The 19,261-nt window shown below is 59.8% G+C and carries 13 protein-coding genes; 7 read left to right on the forward strand and 6 right to left on the reverse strand.

Translation table 11 applies throughout. From position 1 onward, the window contains the following. Positions 1–216: 216 nt before the first annotated feature. Entirely contained in the window at positions 217–1,803 is a 1,587-nt protein-coding gene (locus GDV60_RS12615; RefSeq protein WP_071610063.1) for an ABC-F family ATPase, read from the reverse strand. Between the two features lie 467 nt (positions 1,804–2,270). On the opposite strand from GDV60_RS12615, the gene GDV60_RS12620 reads away from it, so the two are divergent. Next, positions 2,271–3,083 carry a bifunctional 2-polyprenyl-6-hydroxyphenol methylase/3-demethylubiquinol 3-O-methyltransferase UbiG gene (locus GDV60_RS12620; RefSeq protein ID WP_133714404.1) on the forward strand — a complete coding sequence of 271 codons (813 nt, stop codon included), beginning with the start codon at positions 2,271–2,273 and terminating at the stop codon, positions 3,081–3,083. 126 nt (positions 3,084–3,209) lie between these two features. Here the strand turns inward: GDV60_RS12620 and GDV60_RS12625 are convergent, their stop codons facing one another. Further along, a complete protein-coding gene (locus GDV60_RS12625; protein ID WP_159907409.1) occupies positions 3,210–3,620 on the reverse strand; it encodes a TIGR03067 domain-containing protein in 411 nt (136 codons plus the stop codon). A 400-nt stretch (positions 3,621–4,020) separates the two neighbouring features. Here GDV60_RS12625 and GDV60_RS12630 point away from each other — a divergent pair, with 400 nt between their 5' ends. Further along, a complete protein-coding gene (locus tag GDV60_RS12630; RefSeq protein WP_070996256.1) occupies positions 4,021–5,364 on the forward strand; it encodes a Wzz/FepE/Etk N-terminal domain-containing protein in 1,344 nt (447 codons plus the stop codon). Positions 5,365–5,643: 279 nt separating this feature from the next. After that, entirely contained in the window at positions 5,644–6,543 is a 900-nt protein-coding gene (gene lpxO, locus GDV60_RS12635; RefSeq protein WP_029290547.1) for a lipid A hydroxylase LpxO, read from the forward strand. A gap of 1,172 nt (positions 6,544–7,715) precedes the next feature. On the opposite strand, the gene ligD is transcribed toward lpxO, so the two are convergent. Both ligD and GDV60_RS12645 read right to left on the reverse strand, forming a co-directional pair. After that, complete coding sequence (gene ligD / locus GDV60_RS12640) at positions 7,716–10,133, reverse strand: DNA ligase D (RefSeq protein WP_159907411.1); 2,418 nt, start codon at positions 10,131–10,133, stop codon at positions 7,716–7,718. Positions 10,134–10,157: 24 nt separating this feature from the next. Next, the gene (locus GDV60_RS12645; protein WP_029290551.1) at positions 10,158–10,982 is read right to left on the reverse strand and encodes a Ku protein; all 825 of its coding nucleotides are present in this window, start codon (positions 10,980–10,982) and stop codon (positions 10,158–10,160) included. 197 nt (positions 10,983–11,179) lie between these two features. On the opposite strand from GDV60_RS12645, the gene GDV60_RS12650 reads away from it, so the two are divergent. Further along, the gene (locus tag GDV60_RS12650) at positions 11,180–11,497 is read left to right on the forward strand and encodes a hypothetical protein (protein WP_029290554.1); all 318 of its coding nucleotides are present in this window, start codon (positions 11,180–11,182) and stop codon (positions 11,495–11,497) included. 19 nt (positions 11,498–11,516) lie between these two features. Continuing rightward, entirely contained in the window at positions 11,517–12,674 is a 1,158-nt protein-coding gene (locus GDV60_RS12655; protein WP_070996252.1) for a PQQ-dependent sugar dehydrogenase, read from the forward strand. 30 nt (positions 12,675–12,704) lie between these two features. On the opposite strand, the gene GDV60_RS12660 is transcribed toward GDV60_RS12655, so the two are convergent. Together GDV60_RS12660 and GDV60_RS12665 are read right to left on the reverse strand one after the other, a co-directional pair. Continuing rightward, positions 12,705–13,184 (reverse strand): nuclear transport factor 2 family protein, encoded by a 480-nt coding sequence (locus tag GDV60_RS12660; protein WP_070996251.1) that lies wholly within the window; start codon positions 13,182–13,184, stop codon positions 12,705–12,707. Positions 13,185–13,216: 32 nt separating this feature from the next. After that, entirely contained in the window at positions 13,217–13,780 is a 564-nt protein-coding gene (locus GDV60_RS12665) for a TetR/AcrR family transcriptional regulator (protein ID WP_159909215.1), read from the reverse strand. Between the two features lie 124 nt (positions 13,781–13,904). Between GDV60_RS12665 and pssA the strand changes: the two genes are divergently transcribed. Continuing rightward, complete coding sequence (gene pssA, locus GDV60_RS12670) at positions 13,905–15,248, forward strand: CDP-diacylglycerol--serine O-phosphatidyltransferase (protein WP_029290564.1); 1,344 nt, start codon at positions 13,905–13,907, stop codon at positions 15,246–15,248. A 158-nt stretch (positions 15,249–15,406) separates the two neighbouring features. Further along, on the forward strand, positions 15,407–19,249 hold the full coding sequence (locus GDV60_RS12675; protein WP_256679377.1) for a hypothetical protein: 3,843 nt from the start codon (positions 15,407–15,409) through the stop codon (positions 19,247–19,249). Positions 19,250–19,261 lie beyond the last annotated feature (12 nt).

Raw genomic sequence — 19,261 nt, forward strand, 5'->3', positions numbered from 1 at the left:
GGGCTTGCCCCGCGCTGGGCTGCGTAGCAGCCCCCATCACTAATCCCCCCGCATTTCATCAGATACACCGCGGGTGCAGGTTTTGGGGCTGCTACGCAGCCCAGCGCGGGCGATGCGGCGTTCCGACAAGCCCGCTCGCCACAACAAGCCTGCTAGCCATAACAAATCTGCTTGTCACAGCAAGCCCGCTTGCCACTTTTTGCTGTGTTGCTGGGCTTAGAACACCACGCCCTGGCTACGCAGGTAGTCGTCATAGGTGCCGCTGAAATCGATCACGCCGCTTGGGCTCAACTCGATGATGCGGGTGGCCAGGGACGATACGAACTCACGGTCGTGGCTGACGAAGATCAGCGTGCCCGGATAGTTCTCCAGCGCCAGGTTCAGCGCTTCGATGGATTCCATGTCCAAGTGGTTGGTCGGTTCGTCCATGACCAGGACGTTGGGCTTTTGCAGGATCAGCTTGCCGAACAGCATGCGACCTTGCTCACCACCGGAGATGACCTTGACCGACTTGAGGATCTCGTCGTTGGAGAACAGCATGCGGCCGAGGGTGCCGCGGATCACTTGTTCGCCCTGGGCCCACTGGCCCATCCAGTCGAACAGCGTGACGTCGTCTTCGAAGTCATGGGCGTGGTCCTGGGCGTAGTAGCCCAGCTCAGCCGCGTCGGTCCATTTCACGCTGCCGGCGTCCGGGGTCAGTTCGTTGACCAGGGTGCGCAGCAGGGTGGTCTTGCCGATACCGTTCGGGCCGATGATTGCCACGCGCTCGCCCGCTTCAACCTGGAAGCTGAAATCCTTGAACAGGGTCTTGCCGTCGAAGCCCTTGGCCATACGCTCGACGATGACCGCCTGGCGGTGCAGCTTCTTGGTCTGTTCGAAGCGGATGAACGGGCTCACACGGCTCGAAGGCTTGACCTCGGCCAGTTGGATCTTGTCGATCGCCTTGGCACGGGATGTAGCCTGCTTGGCTTTCGAGGCGTTGGCCGAGAAGCGGCTGACGAACGATTGCAGTTCGGAGATCTGCGCCTTTTTCTTGGCGTTGTCCGACAGCAACTGCTCGCGGGATTGGGTCGCCACGGTCATGTATTCATCGTAGTTGCCGGGGAACAGGCGCAGCTCGCCGTAATCCAGGTCAGCCATGTGGGTGCACACGCTGTTCAGGAAGTGACGGTCGTGAGAGATGATGATCATCAGGCTGTTACGCTGGGTCAGGATGTTTTCCAGCCAGCGAATGGTGTTGATGTCCAGGTGGTTGGTTGGCTCGTCGAGTAGCAACACTTCCGGATCCGAGAACAGCGCCTGGGCCAGCAATACGCGCAGCTTCCAGCCTGGGGAAACTTCGCTCATCGGGCCGAAGTGCTGCTCGATGCCGATACCCAGGCCCAGCAGCAATTCACCGGCGCGGGATTCGGCGGTGTAGCCGTCCATTTCAGCGAACTCGGTTTCCAGCTCGGCCACGGCCATGCCGTCTTCTTCGCTCATTTCCGGCAGCGAGTAGATGCGATCGCGCTCTGCCTTGACCTTCCACAGCTCTTCGTGACCCATGATCACGGTGTCGATCACGTTGAATTCTTCGTAGGCGAACTGATCCTGGCGCAACTTACCCAGGCGCACGTTCGGCTCCAGCATCACCTGGCCGCCGGACGGATCGAGGTCGCCACCGAGGATTTTCATGAAGGTCGACTTGCCGCAACCGTTGGCACCGATCAAACCATAACGGTTTCCGGCGCCGAACTTGACCGAGACGTTCTCAAACAGCGGCTTGGCGCCGAACTGCATGGTGATGTTAGCTGTGGAGATCAATTACTTTACCTATCAATAGCTTGGAGTGCGCTTATTTGGGCCGGGACCCATTCGGAGCCCGGGCCAACGGGCATGCGTCAACAGCGACATGAAGGCGTGAAGCCCAGTCGCCGAGCAGAAATATGGGGTGCATGTTGGAATTTGGCGCGCATTGTCGCATATGTCAGGCGCGAGTTATATGACAGGACGGCGTGTGAGGCGCCGAGAAGTGCCGGGATTGCCTGCTTTGAGTAAAAACTCCACAAAAAACATCGATTTGTATCGAAGTTGTATCCATTGTCGGTTCTGTAATTGATAACAGTTGAACATCCAATGGCCGTGGATTAAGTTCCCTCCGTTCGCCCTGCAGTGATGGCTCTTTACCGGTTCAAGGATGGCGAGGCTATCGGTGCGGGGCGAACCCCTTCTTTATTTTTGACGGCGCTCATTGCCATCCTGTTGCGCACGCTCAATGGTTTGGAGACGCAATGGACACGCTGTCTGCTCAACAGGCTATCGCCAGCAATAAGGCCGCCTGGAACGAATCCGCCGCGTACCATAAAGCTGGCGCCCCCTGGCAAAAGCTGCTCGCCGCCGTCGCCGAGCGCGGTTTCAACTGCCTGGATCCCACGCTGACCGCCTTGTTGCAGCAGGTCGGAATCTCGGGCCGGGATGCCGTGCAATTGGGCTGCAATAACGGCCGTGAGAGCCTTTCGCTATATGGCCTTGGCGCCAATCGCGTGGTGGGGGTCGACCAATCCGACGCGTTTCTTGCGCAGGCGGCGGAGCTGGCCAGTCGTTCACCTCACAACCCTGAGTTTATCGAAACCGATATTCATCATTTGCCCGAGCATCTGCTGGGTCGTTTTGACGTAGCCCTGATCACCATCGGCGTGCTCAATTGGATGCCGGATATCGCGCTGTTCATGCGGCATGTCGCTAGCACCCTCAAGGAGGGGGGAACGTTGGTGATCTACGAGACCCATCCGTTCCTGGAGGTGTTTGATCCGGAAGCGGCCAACCCGATGTTGCCGGTCACCTCATACTTTCGCCGCGAACCTTTTGTACAGCACGAGGCGATTGTCTATGAAGGCACGAGCGACGACGCAACCGCTGCGTCGTACTGGTTCGTACACACCTTTGGGGAGGTTGTCAGCGCGGCCATTGCCGCAGGACTACAGATCAGCCACTTGCAGGAGTACCCGCACTCCAACCGTGAAGAACTCTACGACCGCTATGAGAACCAGTCGGCGCAATTGCCGATGTGCTACACACTGACCGCCGTCAAACGCTCTGCCTGAAGGCAAAAAAAGGCCCGCTGGGGCGGCGGGCCAAGGGATTCATCTGAGGAGTTGGGTTTAACCTAGCGCGTCAAACGTGAAGGGTTTGTGAAAAAACTGTCGTAAAAACGAATGCCTCTCATCTGTTCAAGACTTGCGCATGAACGTGCGCATTGTCTGCCCCGGTGTCGTACTGAATCGGGTTGGCCGGGGCATGCCTTCATCCGCGGCGATAAAAACGAAGCTCTCGCCATCCAGGGTGTAGCTGGCGGGTAGGCGTTTTCCTGCGTCAGCCCCGATGGCGTCGATCCAAGTGATGCTCTTGGGTGTGGTGCTGGCATCCAGGGTAAAACAGCCTTGCAGTAATACCTCACCCTCCTGGGTCGTGACCCGGAACTGATCCCCCTCAATCGTAGTCAGCGCGCCAGGCGCACTGTGTTCATCCGGCGGGTTGGCGATGCCGCTGTCTTCCAGGGCGATTTGCTCCCAAGTGCCTTGCAGGGCTTGCCTGTCCAGTTCGCTTGGGCATGGGATCGCGTGGGCCGAGGGTGATGACATGCACAACTCCTTTTTGACCAGGCATAAATGAAGCTCTGCCTACATCAAGAAATATTTCCTATCAAGATTGATTAAAAGGTTTGCAGGAAATTTCCCAAAGTTGTGCTCTGGTCGGGTTTTTTCCTTTACCAGCAGATATTTAAAACTATTTTGACATACCGTGAGAGCGGTGTTTCTCGATATGTCGTCTACGCTGAGCAATGTCTATATGACATTACTGTTTCTGAAGGAAAACAATCTCAATGCTGTAGGGATTTTTTCCGTAGCTCAAGGGTCGGATAAGCGTTGCCTTATGTCGTATTAGCCATATCCAGGGCGTTGTCCCTGCTTTTTCAGTTGGTTATTCAGATCTATCGTGTAGTGGACAGCCAGCGTCCACTTTTTGAAGGGTGTCCCCATTTTGAATAGAACTCCCCAGGTTCAAGCCCCCGTGGCGTCTGATGAAATTGATTTATTTGAGCTGTTTCACTCGATTTGGCGGCAGAAGAAACTGGTAATCGGCTGCACTCTTTTTGCGGGCCTGATTGGAGTGGGTTACGCGCTGCTGGCTCCCCGTGAGTATCAGGTCAGCAGTGTGCTCCGCCCGGCAGCGATCAATGAGCTGGATGCACTCAATCGCTCGGAGGTCTACAAGTTGCCGCCGGCGGATGCCCTGGCCAAAGTCGGCGCGCAACTGGACTCGTACGATGCGCGGCTGAACTTCTTCAAGGCCAACCCTGCCTTGTTCGAAGCGTTCCAGAAACCGGGGCGCAGCCTGGAGCAGAGTTTCGAGGCGTTCAACCGCAACTCGATCAACCTGATTCTGCCCGACCCGAAGAAAGCGGACTCGTTGAGCAGCTATATCCGCCTTGAGCTGCAATACCCCACCGATATCGATGGCGTCGCGATTCTCAATGGCTTTGTCGACTATGCCATCGCCGCCGAGCGTGAGCAGGTGGGCGCCGATCTCAAAGTGATCGTCAACAACCGCCTCACCGAGCTCAAAGGCAAGATTGATGCGGCGCGCTCCAATTACGAAACCGACAAAGAATCGAAAATCGCCAAGCTGCTCGAAGGCGACAAGCTCAAGCGCGCACAGTTGGAAGATGAACTCAGTGCCCTACGCCTGCAGATGAAAATGCAGCGCTCCAACCGCCTGGCAGAGTTGAGTGAAGCCATCTCGATTGCCAAGTCCATGGGCATCAAGAATCCGACCACTCCGTCGTCGATGGCCGACGCCGGGCGCAGCGGCTCCAGCCAAGTGATGCGCACCGAGGTCAACAACCAGCAGATCCCTTTGTACTTCCTTGGCACCGATGCCCTGGAAGCCGAGCGTACGGCCCTGCAACAGCGAACCAACGATGACTTCACCAACAGCCGCGTCGCGGAAATTGGCAAGGAGTTGCAGTTGCTGGAGGTCAATCGCCAGGTCGAGGTCATGAAGCGGCGGGGCAATGAAGACATTTTCTTGCAGGATGTCGAACCGTTGCGTGCTGAAGTGGCGCGTCTGCGTGGCCTGAATATCGACATGAGCGCCTTGAAACTGGTGACAATTGACCGGCGTGCCCAAGAGCCGCTGAGCCCGATCAAACCGAAGAAAGTCCTGGTGATTGCGTTGAGCCTGGTGGTTGGCTTGCTGTTGGGGATGCTCATCGCACTGGTCCGCCATCTGGTCCTCACACGTGGCAAGCCAGTGGCCTATTCGCCCTTGGACGACGACCGTTTTACCCGGCGCGAACGCAAGGATGACCAGCCGCTGGGCTGAGTCAGCGCGCACCTTTCCCGGGCTGCATCGCAGCCCGGCACACCCGCCATCGTGTTTTCGAGGTGGCGCGGCTATACAGTTGGAAGACACCTTTTCACAATTCTTAGTTAACCTTTGGTTACAATCTAGGGCTAAAATAACTGCCATTGGCCACTATCCGAACTGTCTCCAAGACACTCCAGGGCCTGTTAATGAATTGTGATTTCAGGTGCTGCATTTTTCCTCTCGGGCCCGGCCTGAAGGAGCAGCCTGTACTCTTCTGACATGTGACGAATTCCCGTGAAACTCATCATTGTTGCTCTCTACGTTGTCTCCATCGCGTATGTCCACCTGCGTGGCAGGGTTCGACATAAGCTGGGCCGTCAATTAAGCGACCACTCGACCTTCCTGGCGCCGATCAATTGTTTCCTCTACCTGTTCTCCAGGCTGCCTGGCCGCCCGTACCTTTCGCCCAGCGACTTCCCTGACCTGAGCCCACTCCAGGAACATTGGCAGGAGATTCGCGAGGAAGGCCAGAACCTCATGCGCGCTGGCGAGATCAAGCGCTCGGACCAATACAACGACGTGGGTTTCAACTCGTTTTTCAAGTCGGGCTGGAAGCGCTTCTACCTCAAGTGGTACGGCGACAGTCATCCTTCGGCCATGAAGCTGTGCCCGCGCACCACCGAGCTGGTGCAAAGCATCGGTTCGATCAAGGCCGCGATGTTTGCCGAACTGCCACCTGGTTCGAAGTTGGTGCGCCATCGCGATCCTTATGCCGGCTCCTACCGCTATCACCTGGGGTTGGATACACCCAACGATCCAGGCTGCTACATCAATGTGGACGGTGAGAACTACTACTGGCGTGACGGCGAGGCGGTGATGTTCGATGAGACTTACATCCACTACGCCGAAAACACCACGGCGCAGAACCGCATCATTTTGTTCTGTGACATTGAGCGCCCGATGAAATATCGCTGGGCGGCGGCGTTCAATCGCTGGTTCAGCCGCAACGTCATGGCCGCCGCCGGCTCGCCCAACGATGCCGGGGACAAGACTGGTGGGTTGAACCGCGCGTTTACCCGCCTGTACAAGATTCGCCTGCGGGGCAAGGAGCTGAAAAAGCGCAACCGCACCCGTTACTACCTGGAAAAGTGGGCGATCTTTGCCGGCCTGGCGGCGATTTTCATACTGATCTGATCGTCATCCCCTCGCGTCAAACAGACCTCCCAGCCGCCTGAAACCGACTATCAGCCGCTGGCTTTGCGTGGCGAGCGGGCTTGCCCCGCGCTGGGCGGCGAAGCCGCCCCAATAGCCTCACTACGTTGTGCCAGGCACACCGAGGTGGCCGGTTTTAGGGCCGCTTCGCAGCCCAACGGGGGACAAGCCCCCTCGCCACAGGGGGCGTTGCGGCAGCTTGGAACTTACTGTGGATCGCAGGTTTCTGTGGCGAGCGGGCTTGCCCCGCGCTGGGTGGCGAAGCCGCCCCAATAGCCCGCCGAGTTCTACCAGGCACACCGAGGTCGCCAGTTTTAGGGCCGCTTCGCAGCCCAACGGGACAAGCCCCCTCGCCACAGGGGCCGTTGCGGCAGCTTGGAACTTACTGTGGATCGCAGATTTTCTGTGGCGAGCGGGCTTGCCCCGCGCTGGGCGGCGAAGCCGCCCCAAGAGCCCCGCCGAGTTCTACCAGACACACCGATGTAGCCGGTTTTGGGGCTGCCCACAGGGGGCCGTTGCGGCAGCTTGGAACTTACTGTGGATCGCAGGTTTCTGTGGCGAGCGGGCTTGCCCCGCGCTGGGTGGCGAAGCCGCCCCAAGAGCCTCACCACGTCGCACCAGACACACCGATGTAGCCGGTTTGGGGGCTGCCCACAGGGGGCGTTGCGGCAGCTTGGAACTTACTGTGGATCGCAGGTTTTCTGTGGCGAGCGGGCTTGCCCCGCGCTGGGTGGCGAAGCCGCCCCAACAGCCTCACCACGTCGCACCAGGCACTCCGATGTAGCCGGTTTTGGGGCTGCCCACAGGGGGCCGTTGCGGCAGCTTGGAACTTACTGTGGATCGCAGGTTTTCTGTGGCGAGCGGGCTTGCCCCGCGCTGGGCGGCGAAGCCGCCCCAATAGCCTCACCACGTCGCACCAGACACACCGATGTAGCCGGTTTTGGGGCTGCCCACAGGGGGCCGTTGCGGCAGCTTGGAACTTACTGTGGATCGCAGGTTTTCTGTGGCGAGCGGGCTTGCCCCGCGCTGGGTGGCGAAGCCGCCCCAAGAGCCTCACTACGTTGTGCCAGGTACGCCGAGGTGGCCGGTTTTGGGGCTGCTGCCGCAGCCCAAAGGGGGACAAGCCCCCTCGCCACAGGAGTCTGTAGGCTTGTTTAGGGCGAGGGCGGCTGCGCTCCGAGTTTCTGCCACATCTTCTTGCTGATTCGCTGGCGGTTGGCATAACCCGCCCAGGGATCGGCTTTCAGGCCATGCAAGCGTTCCTCTAGGTTAGCCACGTTCCACTGCTGGGCGCTGCGTAGGCTGGCGAGTTCCTGTCTGCCGATCGGCACCGAAACCGGCAACCCCGGGCGGGCGCGTACCGAATAGGCGGCGACGGTGCTGGCGCCACGACCATTGCGCAGGTAATCGATAAAGATCTTGCCGATGCGGTTCCCGGGGCCGCTGGTGGCAGTAAAACGCTCGGGCAATTGCTGGGTCATGAACACCGCGATGGCCTTGGCGAAGGCTTTCACTGTCTCCCAGCCATCCCGGCGCGCCAATGGCACGATCAGGTGTAGCCCTTTGCCTCCGCTGGTCTTGATATAGGCGGCCAGGCCCAACTCATCCAGCACCGACAGCACCAGTTGTGCGGCTTCGAGCATGCTTTTCCAGGGCAGCGCCGGGTCGGGGTCCAGGTCGAGTACAAACAGGTCCGGAGTCTGGATCTTGTCAACCGTTGCCCCCCAGGTGTGCAGCTCAATGGTGCCCATCTGTACGGCGCCGACCAGTGCCGCCACGGTGTGGATTTCCATCAGGCGCGCGTGGCCGGGGTCCAGGCTCGGGTCCAATTGAGTGATATGGGGGATGGCCAGGCGCTCGCTGTGTTTTTGGAAAAACTGCTCGCCTTCGATCCCTTCAGGCGCCCGCAGTAACGCGACGGGGCGGTGCCGCAGGTGGGGCAGGATCCAATTGCTGATGCTCTGGTAGAACTGCGCCAGTTGCGCTTTTTGTGTGCCGCTGGCCGGATCAATGATTCTCTCGGGGTGGCTAATGCTGATCTTCGACGCACGGTTTTGGGGGAGTACTTGCTCGCGCACGATCTGCTCCGGGGGTTTATCGCTGCGCAGGCCCACAAAGGCCGCCTGGCGCACCAGGCCTTCGCGGGTCCACTCGGCAAATTGCACTTCGGCCACCAGTTGCGGCCTTATCCACCGCACGCCGCGCGCCTGGCTACCGCTCAAGGGGTTGGCCAACGGTGAGGATTGCCGCGAAAGGGGCTGCATTTTTTTATACAGCGCTTGCAGGGTGGCCTGGTCGAAGCCAGTTCCCACGCGCCCGGCATATAGCAAGGTGTTGTCAACATTGACGGCCAGCAACAACGCCCCGAAGCCGCCGCGCGCTCCCTGGGGCGGGGTGTAGCCGACGATCACGAACTCCTGGCGCTGGCGGCATTTGAGTTTTATCCAGTCGGCGCTGCGCACCCCGCTGTAGGGGCTGCCGGCGCGCTTGCCGATCACACCTTCGAGCCCCAGGCTACAGGCGCTCTGGAGGATATCGCGATGATCCGCCGCGAAAGCCTCGGAAAAGCGCAGCAACGGGCTCTTGTTGCCATCCAGTACCGCCTTGAGCGCTGCCCGCCGATCCTGCAGCGCTGTGCCGCGTTGGTCATGGCCGTGCAAAAACGGTGCGTCGAACAGGTAGTAGACGAGGTCCTGGCTGTGACCGCTGTCAAAGGCCTGCTGCACCCCCTGGAAATCCGGCAGTCCATCGTGACTGAGGCTGATCACCTCGCCATCGAGCCAGCAGTCCTTGAGTTTCAGCGCCTCGATTGCCTTGACCTGGCGGGGCAGGCGATCGCTCCAGTCGTGGCCGTTGCGGGTCAACAGGTGCACGCGGCCTGCGCGTACCCGCGCCAACATCCGGTAGCCGTCGAATTTGATTTCGTAGTGCCAGTCGCCCGCCGGCGCACGGTCCGCCAGAGTCGCCAGTTGCGGCGTCAGTTGGTCGGGCAGGGCGGTTTTTGCCTGGCCTAGCGCCGCACCGCCCAAAACGCTCTTGGGCTGGGCCTGGACAATGTCGTAATCGCTGATCGAACGTGCCTGTTGATCATTCTCCTTGATCAGCAGCCATTGCTCCTTGTCGCCGCTGCCCTTGAGCCGAGTACGCACCAAGGCCCAATCCCCAGCGAGCTTCTCGCCGACCAAGGTGAACTTCAGTTTGCCGGCGGTGTAGGCCTTGTGCGGGTCCTCATGGGGTTGCCAGATGCCACGGTCCCAGACAATCACATCGCCTGCGCCGTACTGCCCGGCGGGGATACTGCCCTCAAAGCCTGCGTAGCTCAACGGATGATCTTCCACATGCACCGCCAGGCGCTTTTGGCTGGGATCCAGGCTCGGCCCTTTGGGTACGGCCCAGCTTTTAAGGACACCATCGAGTTCGAGGCGAAAGTCATAGTGCAGGTTGCGGGCAGCGTGTTTCTGCACCACAAACGCCAATGCGGACGGCGCGCGCCGGCCAGGACTCGACGATGATGGCTCCGAAGTGACCGCGAAGTCGCGCTTGCGTTGGTACTCACTCAGTGGCTTGGCCATTGCGCGTTCCTCTGGGCTGCCGGCTCAGGAGGCCTTGGTGGTTTTTTTGCGCGCAGCGGGTTTACCGGCCAGGCTGCGCTTGAGCAGTTCCGTGAGGTCGAGCACGTCTGCCGATTTGCGCTCGTCTGCGCCGTCTTGTGCCTCAACGGTTTCAATCTTGCCGGCCTTGGCCTTCTTCTTGACCAGGGCCATGATCTTGTCCTGGAAACTGTCGCGGTAGTTCTCCGGTTGCCAGTCGGCACTCATGTCTTCTACCAGGCGCCTGGCCATGTCCCGTTCGCCCTTGGCCAGGGTTGGCTTGGTCACGTCCTCGCCCAACTCCAGTTCGTCGAGGTCGCGTACTTCGGCGGGCCAGCGCAGCATCACGAGCACCAGCGCCGATTCCAGGGGCATCAGCGCGGCCAGGTGTTGCTTGGTATGCAGCACCACGTTGGCCAGGGCAACCTTGGCGGTCTTGTGCAGGGTTTCCCGTAGGAGGGCGTAGACCTTGCCGCCACGTTTGTCCGGGGCCAGGTAGTAGGGCGTGTCGATGTTCTGCAGGGGGATCTGGTCGCTGTCGATAAACGCGATGATCTCTATGGTTTGCGTGGCCTTGGGATGGGCGGCGCGAATTTCGTCTTCGCTGAGCACCACGTAGCGGCCTTTCTCATAGGCCACGCCCTTGACGATATTGTCTTTGGTGACCTCCTTGCCGGTGGTCTTGTTGATGCGCTTGTAGCCCACCGGGTCCATGCTGCGCTTGTCCAGCCAGTCGAAATCCACGCCCTGGGCAGACGTGGCCGACACCAGCGACACGGGGATGTGAACCAAGCCGAAGCTGATTGCGCCTTTCCAGATTGCCCGTGGCATAGGAGTGCTTCCTGATGGGGAATGGTCTTCAGGTGACCCGCAGCGGCTGGCAAAAGTTTCGGTGGTCGGCTGGCTGGAAGCGCGGCGTTGGAAAAGCCGTGTTACACCTGCCCGGAAAGTATTTAGTTACCAAACCCGAACCCTGCGCGTAGCGTGCTATCGAATGCAGGTATTCCTCGCCCCAGAGAGGCTTTGTCATGAACAGCCGTACGCGCAGCCTTGTGGTGTTGGTCCTGGGCCTTGCCTTGAGTGGCGGGGTGCAGGCCCAGAACCTGCCCGGCAACAACAACCCGTATAACAGCCCGATCAAGCGGGCCAACCCCAACAGCATGCAGGGCACCCAGCCCAATACACCGGCGACGCGTGGCACCTATACCGCGCCGGTGCCTCGCCCGCCGACCCTGGAAAACGGCGGCATCGGCAATCGTTATCCGCAGCGTGATGCCGCTCCCGCACGTCCTGCCACCCAGCCCTCAGCCCCGACGCAAGATGCCAATGGCAATCGCCGGCCCTGAATAAAAGGAACCCCACGGTATGTTTCTACGCACAACCCTTTTAGCGACCTGTTGCGCCAGCGCCCTGGCCACCGCGCTTCCGGCGCTTGCCGGCGATACCCGGCAGTTTCCCAGTGAGCAAGGCAGTGTCACCGCGACGGCCATCGTCAAAGGCCTGGACCACCCATGGGCGGTGGCGTTTTTGCCAGACCAGCAAGGCTTCCTGGTCACCGAACGGCCGGGTGCGCTGCGCTTTGTCAGCCGTGACGGCAAATTGTCTGCGCCGCTCAGCGGCGTGCCGCAAGTGTGGGCCAAGGGGCAGGGCGGTTTGCTGGATGTGGTGCTGTCACCGGATTTCAAGGAGGACCGGTTGGTCTACCTGTCCTACGCCGAAGGTGGCGGCCAGGGCGGCACGGCCGGTACGGCGGTCGGGCGTGGCCGTTTGAGCGATGACCTGAGCAGCTTGAAGGACTTCCAGGTAATCCTGCGTCAGGCACCCAAGCTTTCGACGGGCAATCACTTTGGCTCGCGCCTGGTGTTTGACCGCGATGGCTACCTGTTTGTGACCCTGGGCGAGAATAATGATCGCCCCACGGCCCAGGACCTGGACAAGCTGCAAGGCAAGGTCGTGCGGATCTACCCGGACGGTCGTGTACCGGATGACAACCCGTTTGTCGGCCAACCCGGGGCCAGGCCGGAGATCTGGTCCTATGGCCAGCGCAACCCCCAGGGCGCGGCGCTGAATCCCTGGACCGGCACCCTCTGGGAAAACGAACACGGCCCGCGCGGCGGTGATGAAATCAATATCATCGAGCGTGGCAAGAACTACGGCTGGCCCCTGGCGACCCATGGCATCAACTATTCGTTGTTGCCGATTCCCGAAGCCAAGGGCAAGACTGCCGAAGGCACGGTCGCCCCCCATCATGTGTGGGAAAAGTCGCCGGCCATCAGTGGCATGGCGTTCTACGATGCCGACCGTTTCAAGGCTTGGCAGCACAACCTGTTTATAGGCGCCTTGGCCAGCCAGGAGCTGATCCGCCTGCAGTTCGATGGCGACAGGGTGGTCCACGAAGAACGCCTGCTGGGTGAGTTGAAGGCGCGCATCCGCGATGTACGCCAGGGCCCGGATGGTTTCCTGTACGTACTCACGGATGAGGCTGATGGCGTGTTGTACCAGGTGGGGTTGAAGCAGGATTGACTGGCACTGCAGGGGCCGGCAAGCCGGCTCCTACAGCCCCAGCTCGGACAGCCCCGGATGATCGTCCGGGCGCCGCCCCAGGGGCCAGTGGAATTTGCGTTCGCTCTCTTTGATCGGCATGTCATTGATGCACGCATGCCGGTTGGACATCAGGCCGTCCTGGTCGAACTCCCAGTTCTCGTTGCCATAGGAGCGGAACCAGTTGCCGGAATCGTCGTGCCATTCATAGGCATAACGCACGGCGATACGGTTACCGGTAAAGGCCCACAACTCCTTGATCAAGCGATAGTCCAGTTCCCTGGCCCATTTGCGCGTGAGGAAATCCTTGGCTTGCTCACGGTTATGGGCGAATTCGGCGCGGTTACGCCATTTCGTGTCCAGGGTGTAGGCCAGCGATACGCGCTGCGGGTCACGGGAGTTCCAGCCGTCTTCGGCGAGACGGATCTTTTCAATGGCCGATTGTTCGGTAAAGGGCGGCAAGGGCGGACGCACTTGTGCATTGGCAGTCATTTGATTACTCCTTTGGATTGTCAGTCGTTAATTCAAAGTGCCAATAACAATTGCGCCATGCATTGCGCATTATCAGCGGCAGTTTCATCGCCCATTATCAGGGCCATGGTGATGGCGCCATCGACCAGGATCAGCAGTTGCGCGGCCTGTTTCTCCGGGGCCGGGGTGCCATGGGCGTTGCACAGTTCAAGCAGGTACTCGAACAGTTTCTGTTTGTGTGCCTTGGCCAACAAACGGACCGGGTCTTGCGGGTCGCCGGTCTCGCCGCTGGTGTTGATAAAGGCGCAGCCGCGAAAGTCCGCAGAGGCGAACCAGGCCTTGAGCGCGCTGAACACGCCAAGCAGGCGCGCGCCGCTGTCTGGCGCTTGTTCGACCTCGCTGCGCAGCCACTGCAGCCAACGCTCGTCGCGCCGCTGCAGGGCGGCGATTACCAGGTCATCCTTGTTGGCGAAGTAGCGGTAGATGCTTTTCCTGGAGACGCCGGCGGTTTTCACCAGTAGTTCCATGCCGGTGGCCGCGATGCCGTGCCGGTAGATTAACTTTTCGGTGACATCCAGAATAATGTCGCGGGTTTCAGTAGTGGTCATATCGTTCATGTCGCCAACAGTAGAACGATCGTTCTTCATGGTCAATGAATTATTTTCCATGGTTCGTGGGCAGACCTGGGCACCCCCATGGTGTAAGCTCTCGGGCTCTTCGGATTCGATCATTGCGAGCCCTATGCCGTCGTTATTCAAACGTTCCCTGTTGCCCAAGTTGCGCGGTTTCCCCCTGGCCACCGATGCGATCGAGGTGCTGTCCGGCGCTGCCGAGTTTCGCCGCTGCCTGCTGGAGAAAATCGCCCAGGCCCAACACCGTATCTATATCGTCGCCTTGTACCTGCAACAGGACGAAGCGGGCCAGGAGGTGTTTGACGCGCTGCATGCCGCCAAGGCGGCACGGCCTGAACTGGATATCGTGGTGATGGTCGACTGGCTGCGCGCCCAACGCGGGCTGATCGGCGCGGGCAAGCAGCCTGGCAACAGTGCCTGGTACCAGGCGATGACCCAGTCACACTCGACGCAAGTGCCGGTGTATGGGGTGCCGGTACAGACCCGCGAGCTGTTTGGCGTGCTGCATCTTAAGGGCTTTGTGATTGACGATAGCGTGCTGTACAGCGGCGCCAGCCTGAACAATGTGTACCTGCACAAGTTCGACAAATACCGCTTCGACCGTTATCACCTGATCCATAACAAGCCACTGGCCGACTCCATGCAGCATCTGGTGGAACACGGTCTGGTCGCCTCCAAGGCGGTCCACCGCCTGGACCTGCCCAACCTGCCCACCACTCGCAGCCTGCGCAATGACATTGGCGACTTGCGCAGCCGCCTCAAGCACGCGACCTATGACACCACGGCCGGTCAAGCTGGCATTGGCGGGTTGTCGGTCAGCCCGTTGCTGGGGGTGGGCAAGAACAACCCGCTGAGCCGGGTGATCTGCGAGCTGATCGCCAGTGCCCAGCAGCAATTGACCATCTGCACCCCGTATTTCAACCTGCCGCTGCCGGTGACCCGGGAAATCAACCGGGCGCTGGCCCGTGGGGTGAAGATCGACATCATCGTCGGCGACAAGACCGCCAACGACTTCTACATCCCGCCCAGCGAACCGTTCAGGATCATCGCCGCACTGCCGTATCTCTACGAAATCAGCCTGCGCCGCTTTGCCAAGCGTCACCAGCGCATGATCGACAGCGGCCAGCTCAACCTGCACCTGTGGCGCGATGGGGATAACACCTATCACCTCAAGGGCATGTGGATCGACGAGCGCTACACCTTGCTCACCGGCAATAACCTCAACCCTCGGGCTTTCCGCCTGGACCTGGAAAACGCCTTGCTGATCGATGATCCCCAGGGCCAGTGGCTGGCGCCACGGCGTAGCGAGCTTGAGGAGATTTTCCGGCACGCCACACGGATCCAGGGCTACCAGCAGTTGGAAACCCTGGTGGATTACCCCGAAGCCGTCGGCAAGTTCCTGCGCCGGGTCAGCCGGGTACGGGTCGAGCGCTTGTTGTATCGGATCCTGTAACTGACCTGCCATTTTCTCGGCACACTTGAAACACTTAGCACAGTCTTTGGTGTATTCGGACTCTTCCTATAACCCCTCTAGGTTGGGTCTTGTAGCGTTGCATTGACAGTTCTTACGGAAAAGAACTCTCGCCCTCCATTAGGTGAAGAGAACTGGAAATGTCGACACACAGTGTAAAGAGTGCAGGCACGCCGTTTAACGTTGTGACAGGTGCAGGGCAGGGCTATCGACAGCCTGAGCCGACAGCCTCGATGCCGTCGTCCGAAGCGCCGTCTGCGCCCGAAGGCCAGGGCTGGCCAGCATCCGAGCAAACCCCACACAACCCCTCGATGCCTGGCAGGCTGACGCAAGCAAGGCTCGAGTTGGCGGCGCAGCGCAAAAAACGCGACGCGACGCCATTGCCTGCTTTTCCATCGTCCGTCGATGCTGCAAAAGGCGATGAAAAGCTGCAGGACACCCTCACTCATTGGGTGACCACCGGCAAGCTGAAACGCAAACCCATCCCTGACAATGCTTCGATCAAACCTTACGTGGACCTTTATTGCGACGCGGTGAACGAGCCGGCGGTGCAGGACTGGCTTGCGAGCAAAGGCTTCAAATGGTCGACCGTGCGCATCGACCGCGACGGCGTAGAGGGAATAGTGATTCGCGATGGCGTCGAGACCAAGCAGCGATTTACCACCAGCGATGGGTCTGGTTGGTGGGAAGTGAGTGGCAAGGTCAGGGCGGCTGTGCGCTACCTGTCTCCCAGCGATCTGGGGATTCTGCTACCAGACCCGAAAACGGGCGACTTTAATCACGTTGACGTCATTCTCGATTTTTACGGCGTCAAGACACCTAACGAAAGCGGCGGTGCCGCGCAGCTTGGCAGGCAGCTTACAGAGGACGGCTGGCCCGGGATTTCCGAGCAAAAGCGCACCGATTGGCGCGAGCAGTTCGACCAACTCGTGCAGCAGAGCCGCGACCAGGATGTTCGTACGCGCCTGGCTCCCCAGCTGCAGGCGCTGGTCGATGCAAAGGCTGAGGACGCCGATCTCGACCTGACTGCGCAGACTGTGGATATCGACCCCCAGTCGAGCCTGGCACAGAAAAGCCATCAGCCACGGGCGAGTTTTGCTCAGTTCCTGGCAACCCCGGCCTTCAGAACGTTCGTCGACAAAATCGGTTTTGGCCAGGGCGATCACGTTTACCGCATTCGCGACGGGCAGTTGGAACTACGCGACCGCGCCAATCATTGGACTAATCTGCAAGCCTTTCTCGATGACGAGATCAGCAAGACCCTGGTTGCAGGCAGTGCAGAAGAAAAGGCGCGCATTCTCGAACTGAATGCCAACTTCAACCAGTTGGTGGGCATGAGCAAGGAAACCGGCGACGCCCTGTATTCCATCCCCCAATATGACCTGCGCCAGGTCCTGGAGTATTGCGGGTTGGGGTCTCCTGGCTCCGTCGCGCAAGCACGCGTCGCGCTTGGCTGGCTGAACAATCAATTGCCTGCGGCGCCGCTGGCGGCGGACTACGCGAGTCTAACGCCCTATAGCTGGGGACCAGGGGCGTTGTCACCCAACGACCTGACGGTGCTCAGAACCCAAGCCGCCGGGCCGGGTTCGGTCACTGAACTGTTGCGCGATTTTGCGGACGGGGCGGACCTGCCCGCCGACCCGGATTTGCGGCTTCGGGCGTTCTTCGACTCGCCCCAGGCCATGACCAAGGCGCAGCAATTGGCGGGCGTGCTGAATATGGCGGAGGTCGCCGGTGGCGCGCCCCTGTCCAGGGCTTCTCGCCACCAACTGCTGGCTGCCGCGATCAAGGCCAGTGTGGCCGTCGATGTGCCCGGCACGCCCGGCGTGGTTGCCGGCTACGAGATCTATCATCCCAGCAACCTGGGGCGCACGATAAATCAAGTGCGCGAGGAGATAGAAACGCATTTGATTGACCACAAGGCGGTCAGCGCCAGGGCTGCGCCGTTGGTTGCCCACCTGTTGCTGGCACAGGCTGCCCCTGAGTTTCTGATCAAGCCGACGCCCAGTGTGTCGACACTCGCACCTCAAGCACTGATGTTGCAGCCTGGGCAGGTGACCATCGGCTCGACCGCCTGGCTGAACCTGCGCCTGGGCACTGCCATGGCTGAAAAACTCGGTGGGGCGGGCAGTTCGCGGGCGCTGACTATCACCCAAGCCCTGGACCTGAGCCGACTCGATGCGACAGGGCCTGCGCAGGCAGAGTTAATCAAAAGCCTTGGCGCCCAGCCCTTGCTGGACTGGGCGGTGATGGCCGGAATTTTTCCCAAGTCATCCGATGGGCGCTACTCGCCAGGGGATTATCTGGCTGCCACACAGGCATTCACCGACCGGGAAAACCGCACTCGCGAGGCATTCAATACCCTGACGAGCGAGCCACCCACTCAAACAAGTCTTTTAGTGCAACAGTTGGCGAAGCTGTTTCCTGAGTTGACCGAGGACGAGATCCGCAATTTCAAGCTTGAGCTGGATACCGACGTGCCTTTTGACCCAAGGCAACACGGGCATCTTCAGACCCGTCAGCCCTACTTGGCCGAAGTGATCCTGACTCAACAAGCTGAAAAGGATCCGCTGGTTGCCTTTGGCGATTGGGTGAGCCGTCTTTTTGGTGACGAAAAAAAGTACAAATTTATTCACCCTAAAATTTCCCAGGAAACCTTTAACGAAAGAATCAAAAACCTGCCGCCAATTGCCCCGTTGGTCGCACCGGCCGTGGACCAATACATTGCCGATACCCGTAGCGCCCAGTCCACGGTGATCCGCCTGATGATCGCCAATGCGCCGCTGGAGGTACGCCGGGCGTTTGAGGTCGGCAAGCTGGAGTTCTTTACCTTGCGCGAGGAGACCGGGCAACCCGTGGAGGACGATCAGGGCGAGCACTCCAAGGTGCAGGAGAAAAAGGGCAGGCATGGCCTGTTGATGCGTTACGAAACCGGGGCGACGACCCCGAGATTCGGCTACTACGAAGTGTTTCCAGGCTCAATGAAAATGATCCGGCGTGACGATCTGAGCTACAGCCTTGGGCTAAATGGCGTGACCCAAAAAGGCAGTGTGCCCTACGGGCCTTTTGCCTTTGTCCAACGGGATTTTCGTCATGCAAAGCTGGAGAAGTTCGACTTCCAGGCCTATTCCCAGGGCACCGAGCCGCGTCCGGGAGTAGATTCCAGGGTCATTATCGAGAAGGCTCGCGAGCCGTTGCCCGGTCAGGTCTTGTCGCAGTGGCCCGGCCCCGCGCCGGTCTATGTCCCCAACAGTTGGGCTTCGACAAGAACACGCGATATCACCAGAGCCGTGCTCGACAACACGTTCGAGGACAAGCGCGAGTTGCTGCTGGAGTACGCCAATCAACCCACACGGCTGCAGAAGCGCCGCAGCTACCCTTTCGATTCCGGCAAGATCCTGACCCAGGAGAACCTTAGAGCGGTCCTCAGTCTTATCCCATTTGTAGGTGCGGTTGCGGACATTGCCGATGGCAATATCAAGGACGGTCTCAAAGGCCTGTTGATTGACTTTGCGTCATTTGCAGCGACAGGCGGCTTGGCTGCAGCCAGGTCATTCTTCAAGGGGATCAAGGCGGTTGTGCCCTATAGCGGTCGCGCATTTGGTCAGGGCCTGATGAAGGAGAGCGGACTGCTGGTGCGCAGCATGTTCAACCCTCTGGACGGCAGCGTCGATGTACTCAGGTCCACGCTTAAAATCACAGAACGCAGCAAAAGGGTGTTGTCAGGGGAGTTGATGGGGATCGGCTCAGGCATTTATCTGCCTACCACCGCCTTTGAAAAGTGCCGCTGGGGGCTGGGTGCCTATGAGGCGCTGCGTGGCAAGCCGCCTGCTGACCCACAACCGGTAGGTCAGTTGGGCGTGAGCCAACAGTGCGCGGTCTACGCCGTGAACATAAACAGCAAGTGGTATGCGATCAACCCGGCGACCCTTAAACCTACTGGCGCTCCCCTTGAGGACTTCACGCCAGAGAGTCAGACGTGATAACCGCTCAGG

Source organism: Pseudomonas sp. DTU12.1 (genome assembly GCF_009873475.1).
GTDB classification, from domain to species: Bacteria; Pseudomonadota; Gammaproteobacteria; order Pseudomonadales; family Pseudomonadaceae; genus Aquipseudomonas; species Aquipseudomonas proteolytica.

Coding starts and splice junctions, on each gene's coding strand:
- GDV60_RS12620 (WP_133714404.1), top strand. CDS start 2,271: ATGGACACGCTGTCTGCTCAACAGGCTATCGCCAGCAATAAGGCCGCC.
- GDV60_RS12625 (WP_159907409.1), bottom strand. CDS start 3,620: ATGTCATCACCCTCGGCCCACGCGATCCCATGCCCAAGCGAACTGGAC.
- ligD (WP_159907411.1), bottom strand. CDS start 10,133: ATGGCCAAGCCACTGAGTGAGTACCAACGCAAGCGCGACTTCGCGGTC.
- GDV60_RS12645 (WP_029290551.1), bottom strand. CDS start 10,982: ATGCCACGGGCAATCTGGAAAGGCGCAATCAGCTTCGGCTTGGTTCAC.
- GDV60_RS12650 (WP_029290554.1), top strand. CDS start 11,180: ATGAACAGCCGTACGCGCAGCCTTGTGGTGTTGGTCCTGGGCCTTGCC.
- GDV60_RS12655 (WP_070996252.1), top strand. CDS start 11,517: ATGTTTCTACGCACAACCCTTTTAGCGACCTGTTGCGCCAGCGCCCTG.
- GDV60_RS12660 (WP_070996251.1), bottom strand. CDS start 13,184: ATGACTGCCAATGCACAAGTGCGTCCGCCCTTGCCGCCCTTTACCGAA.
- GDV60_RS12665 (WP_159909215.1), bottom strand. CDS start 13,780: ATGAACGATATGACCACTACTGAAACCCGCGACATTATTCTGGATGTC.
- pssA (WP_029290564.1), top strand. CDS start 13,905: ATGCCGTCGTTATTCAAACGTTCCCTGTTGCCCAAGTTGCGCGGTTTC.
- GDV60_RS12675 (WP_256679377.1), top strand. CDS start 15,407: ATGTCGACACACAGTGTAAAGAGTGCAGGCACGCCGTTTAACGTTGTG.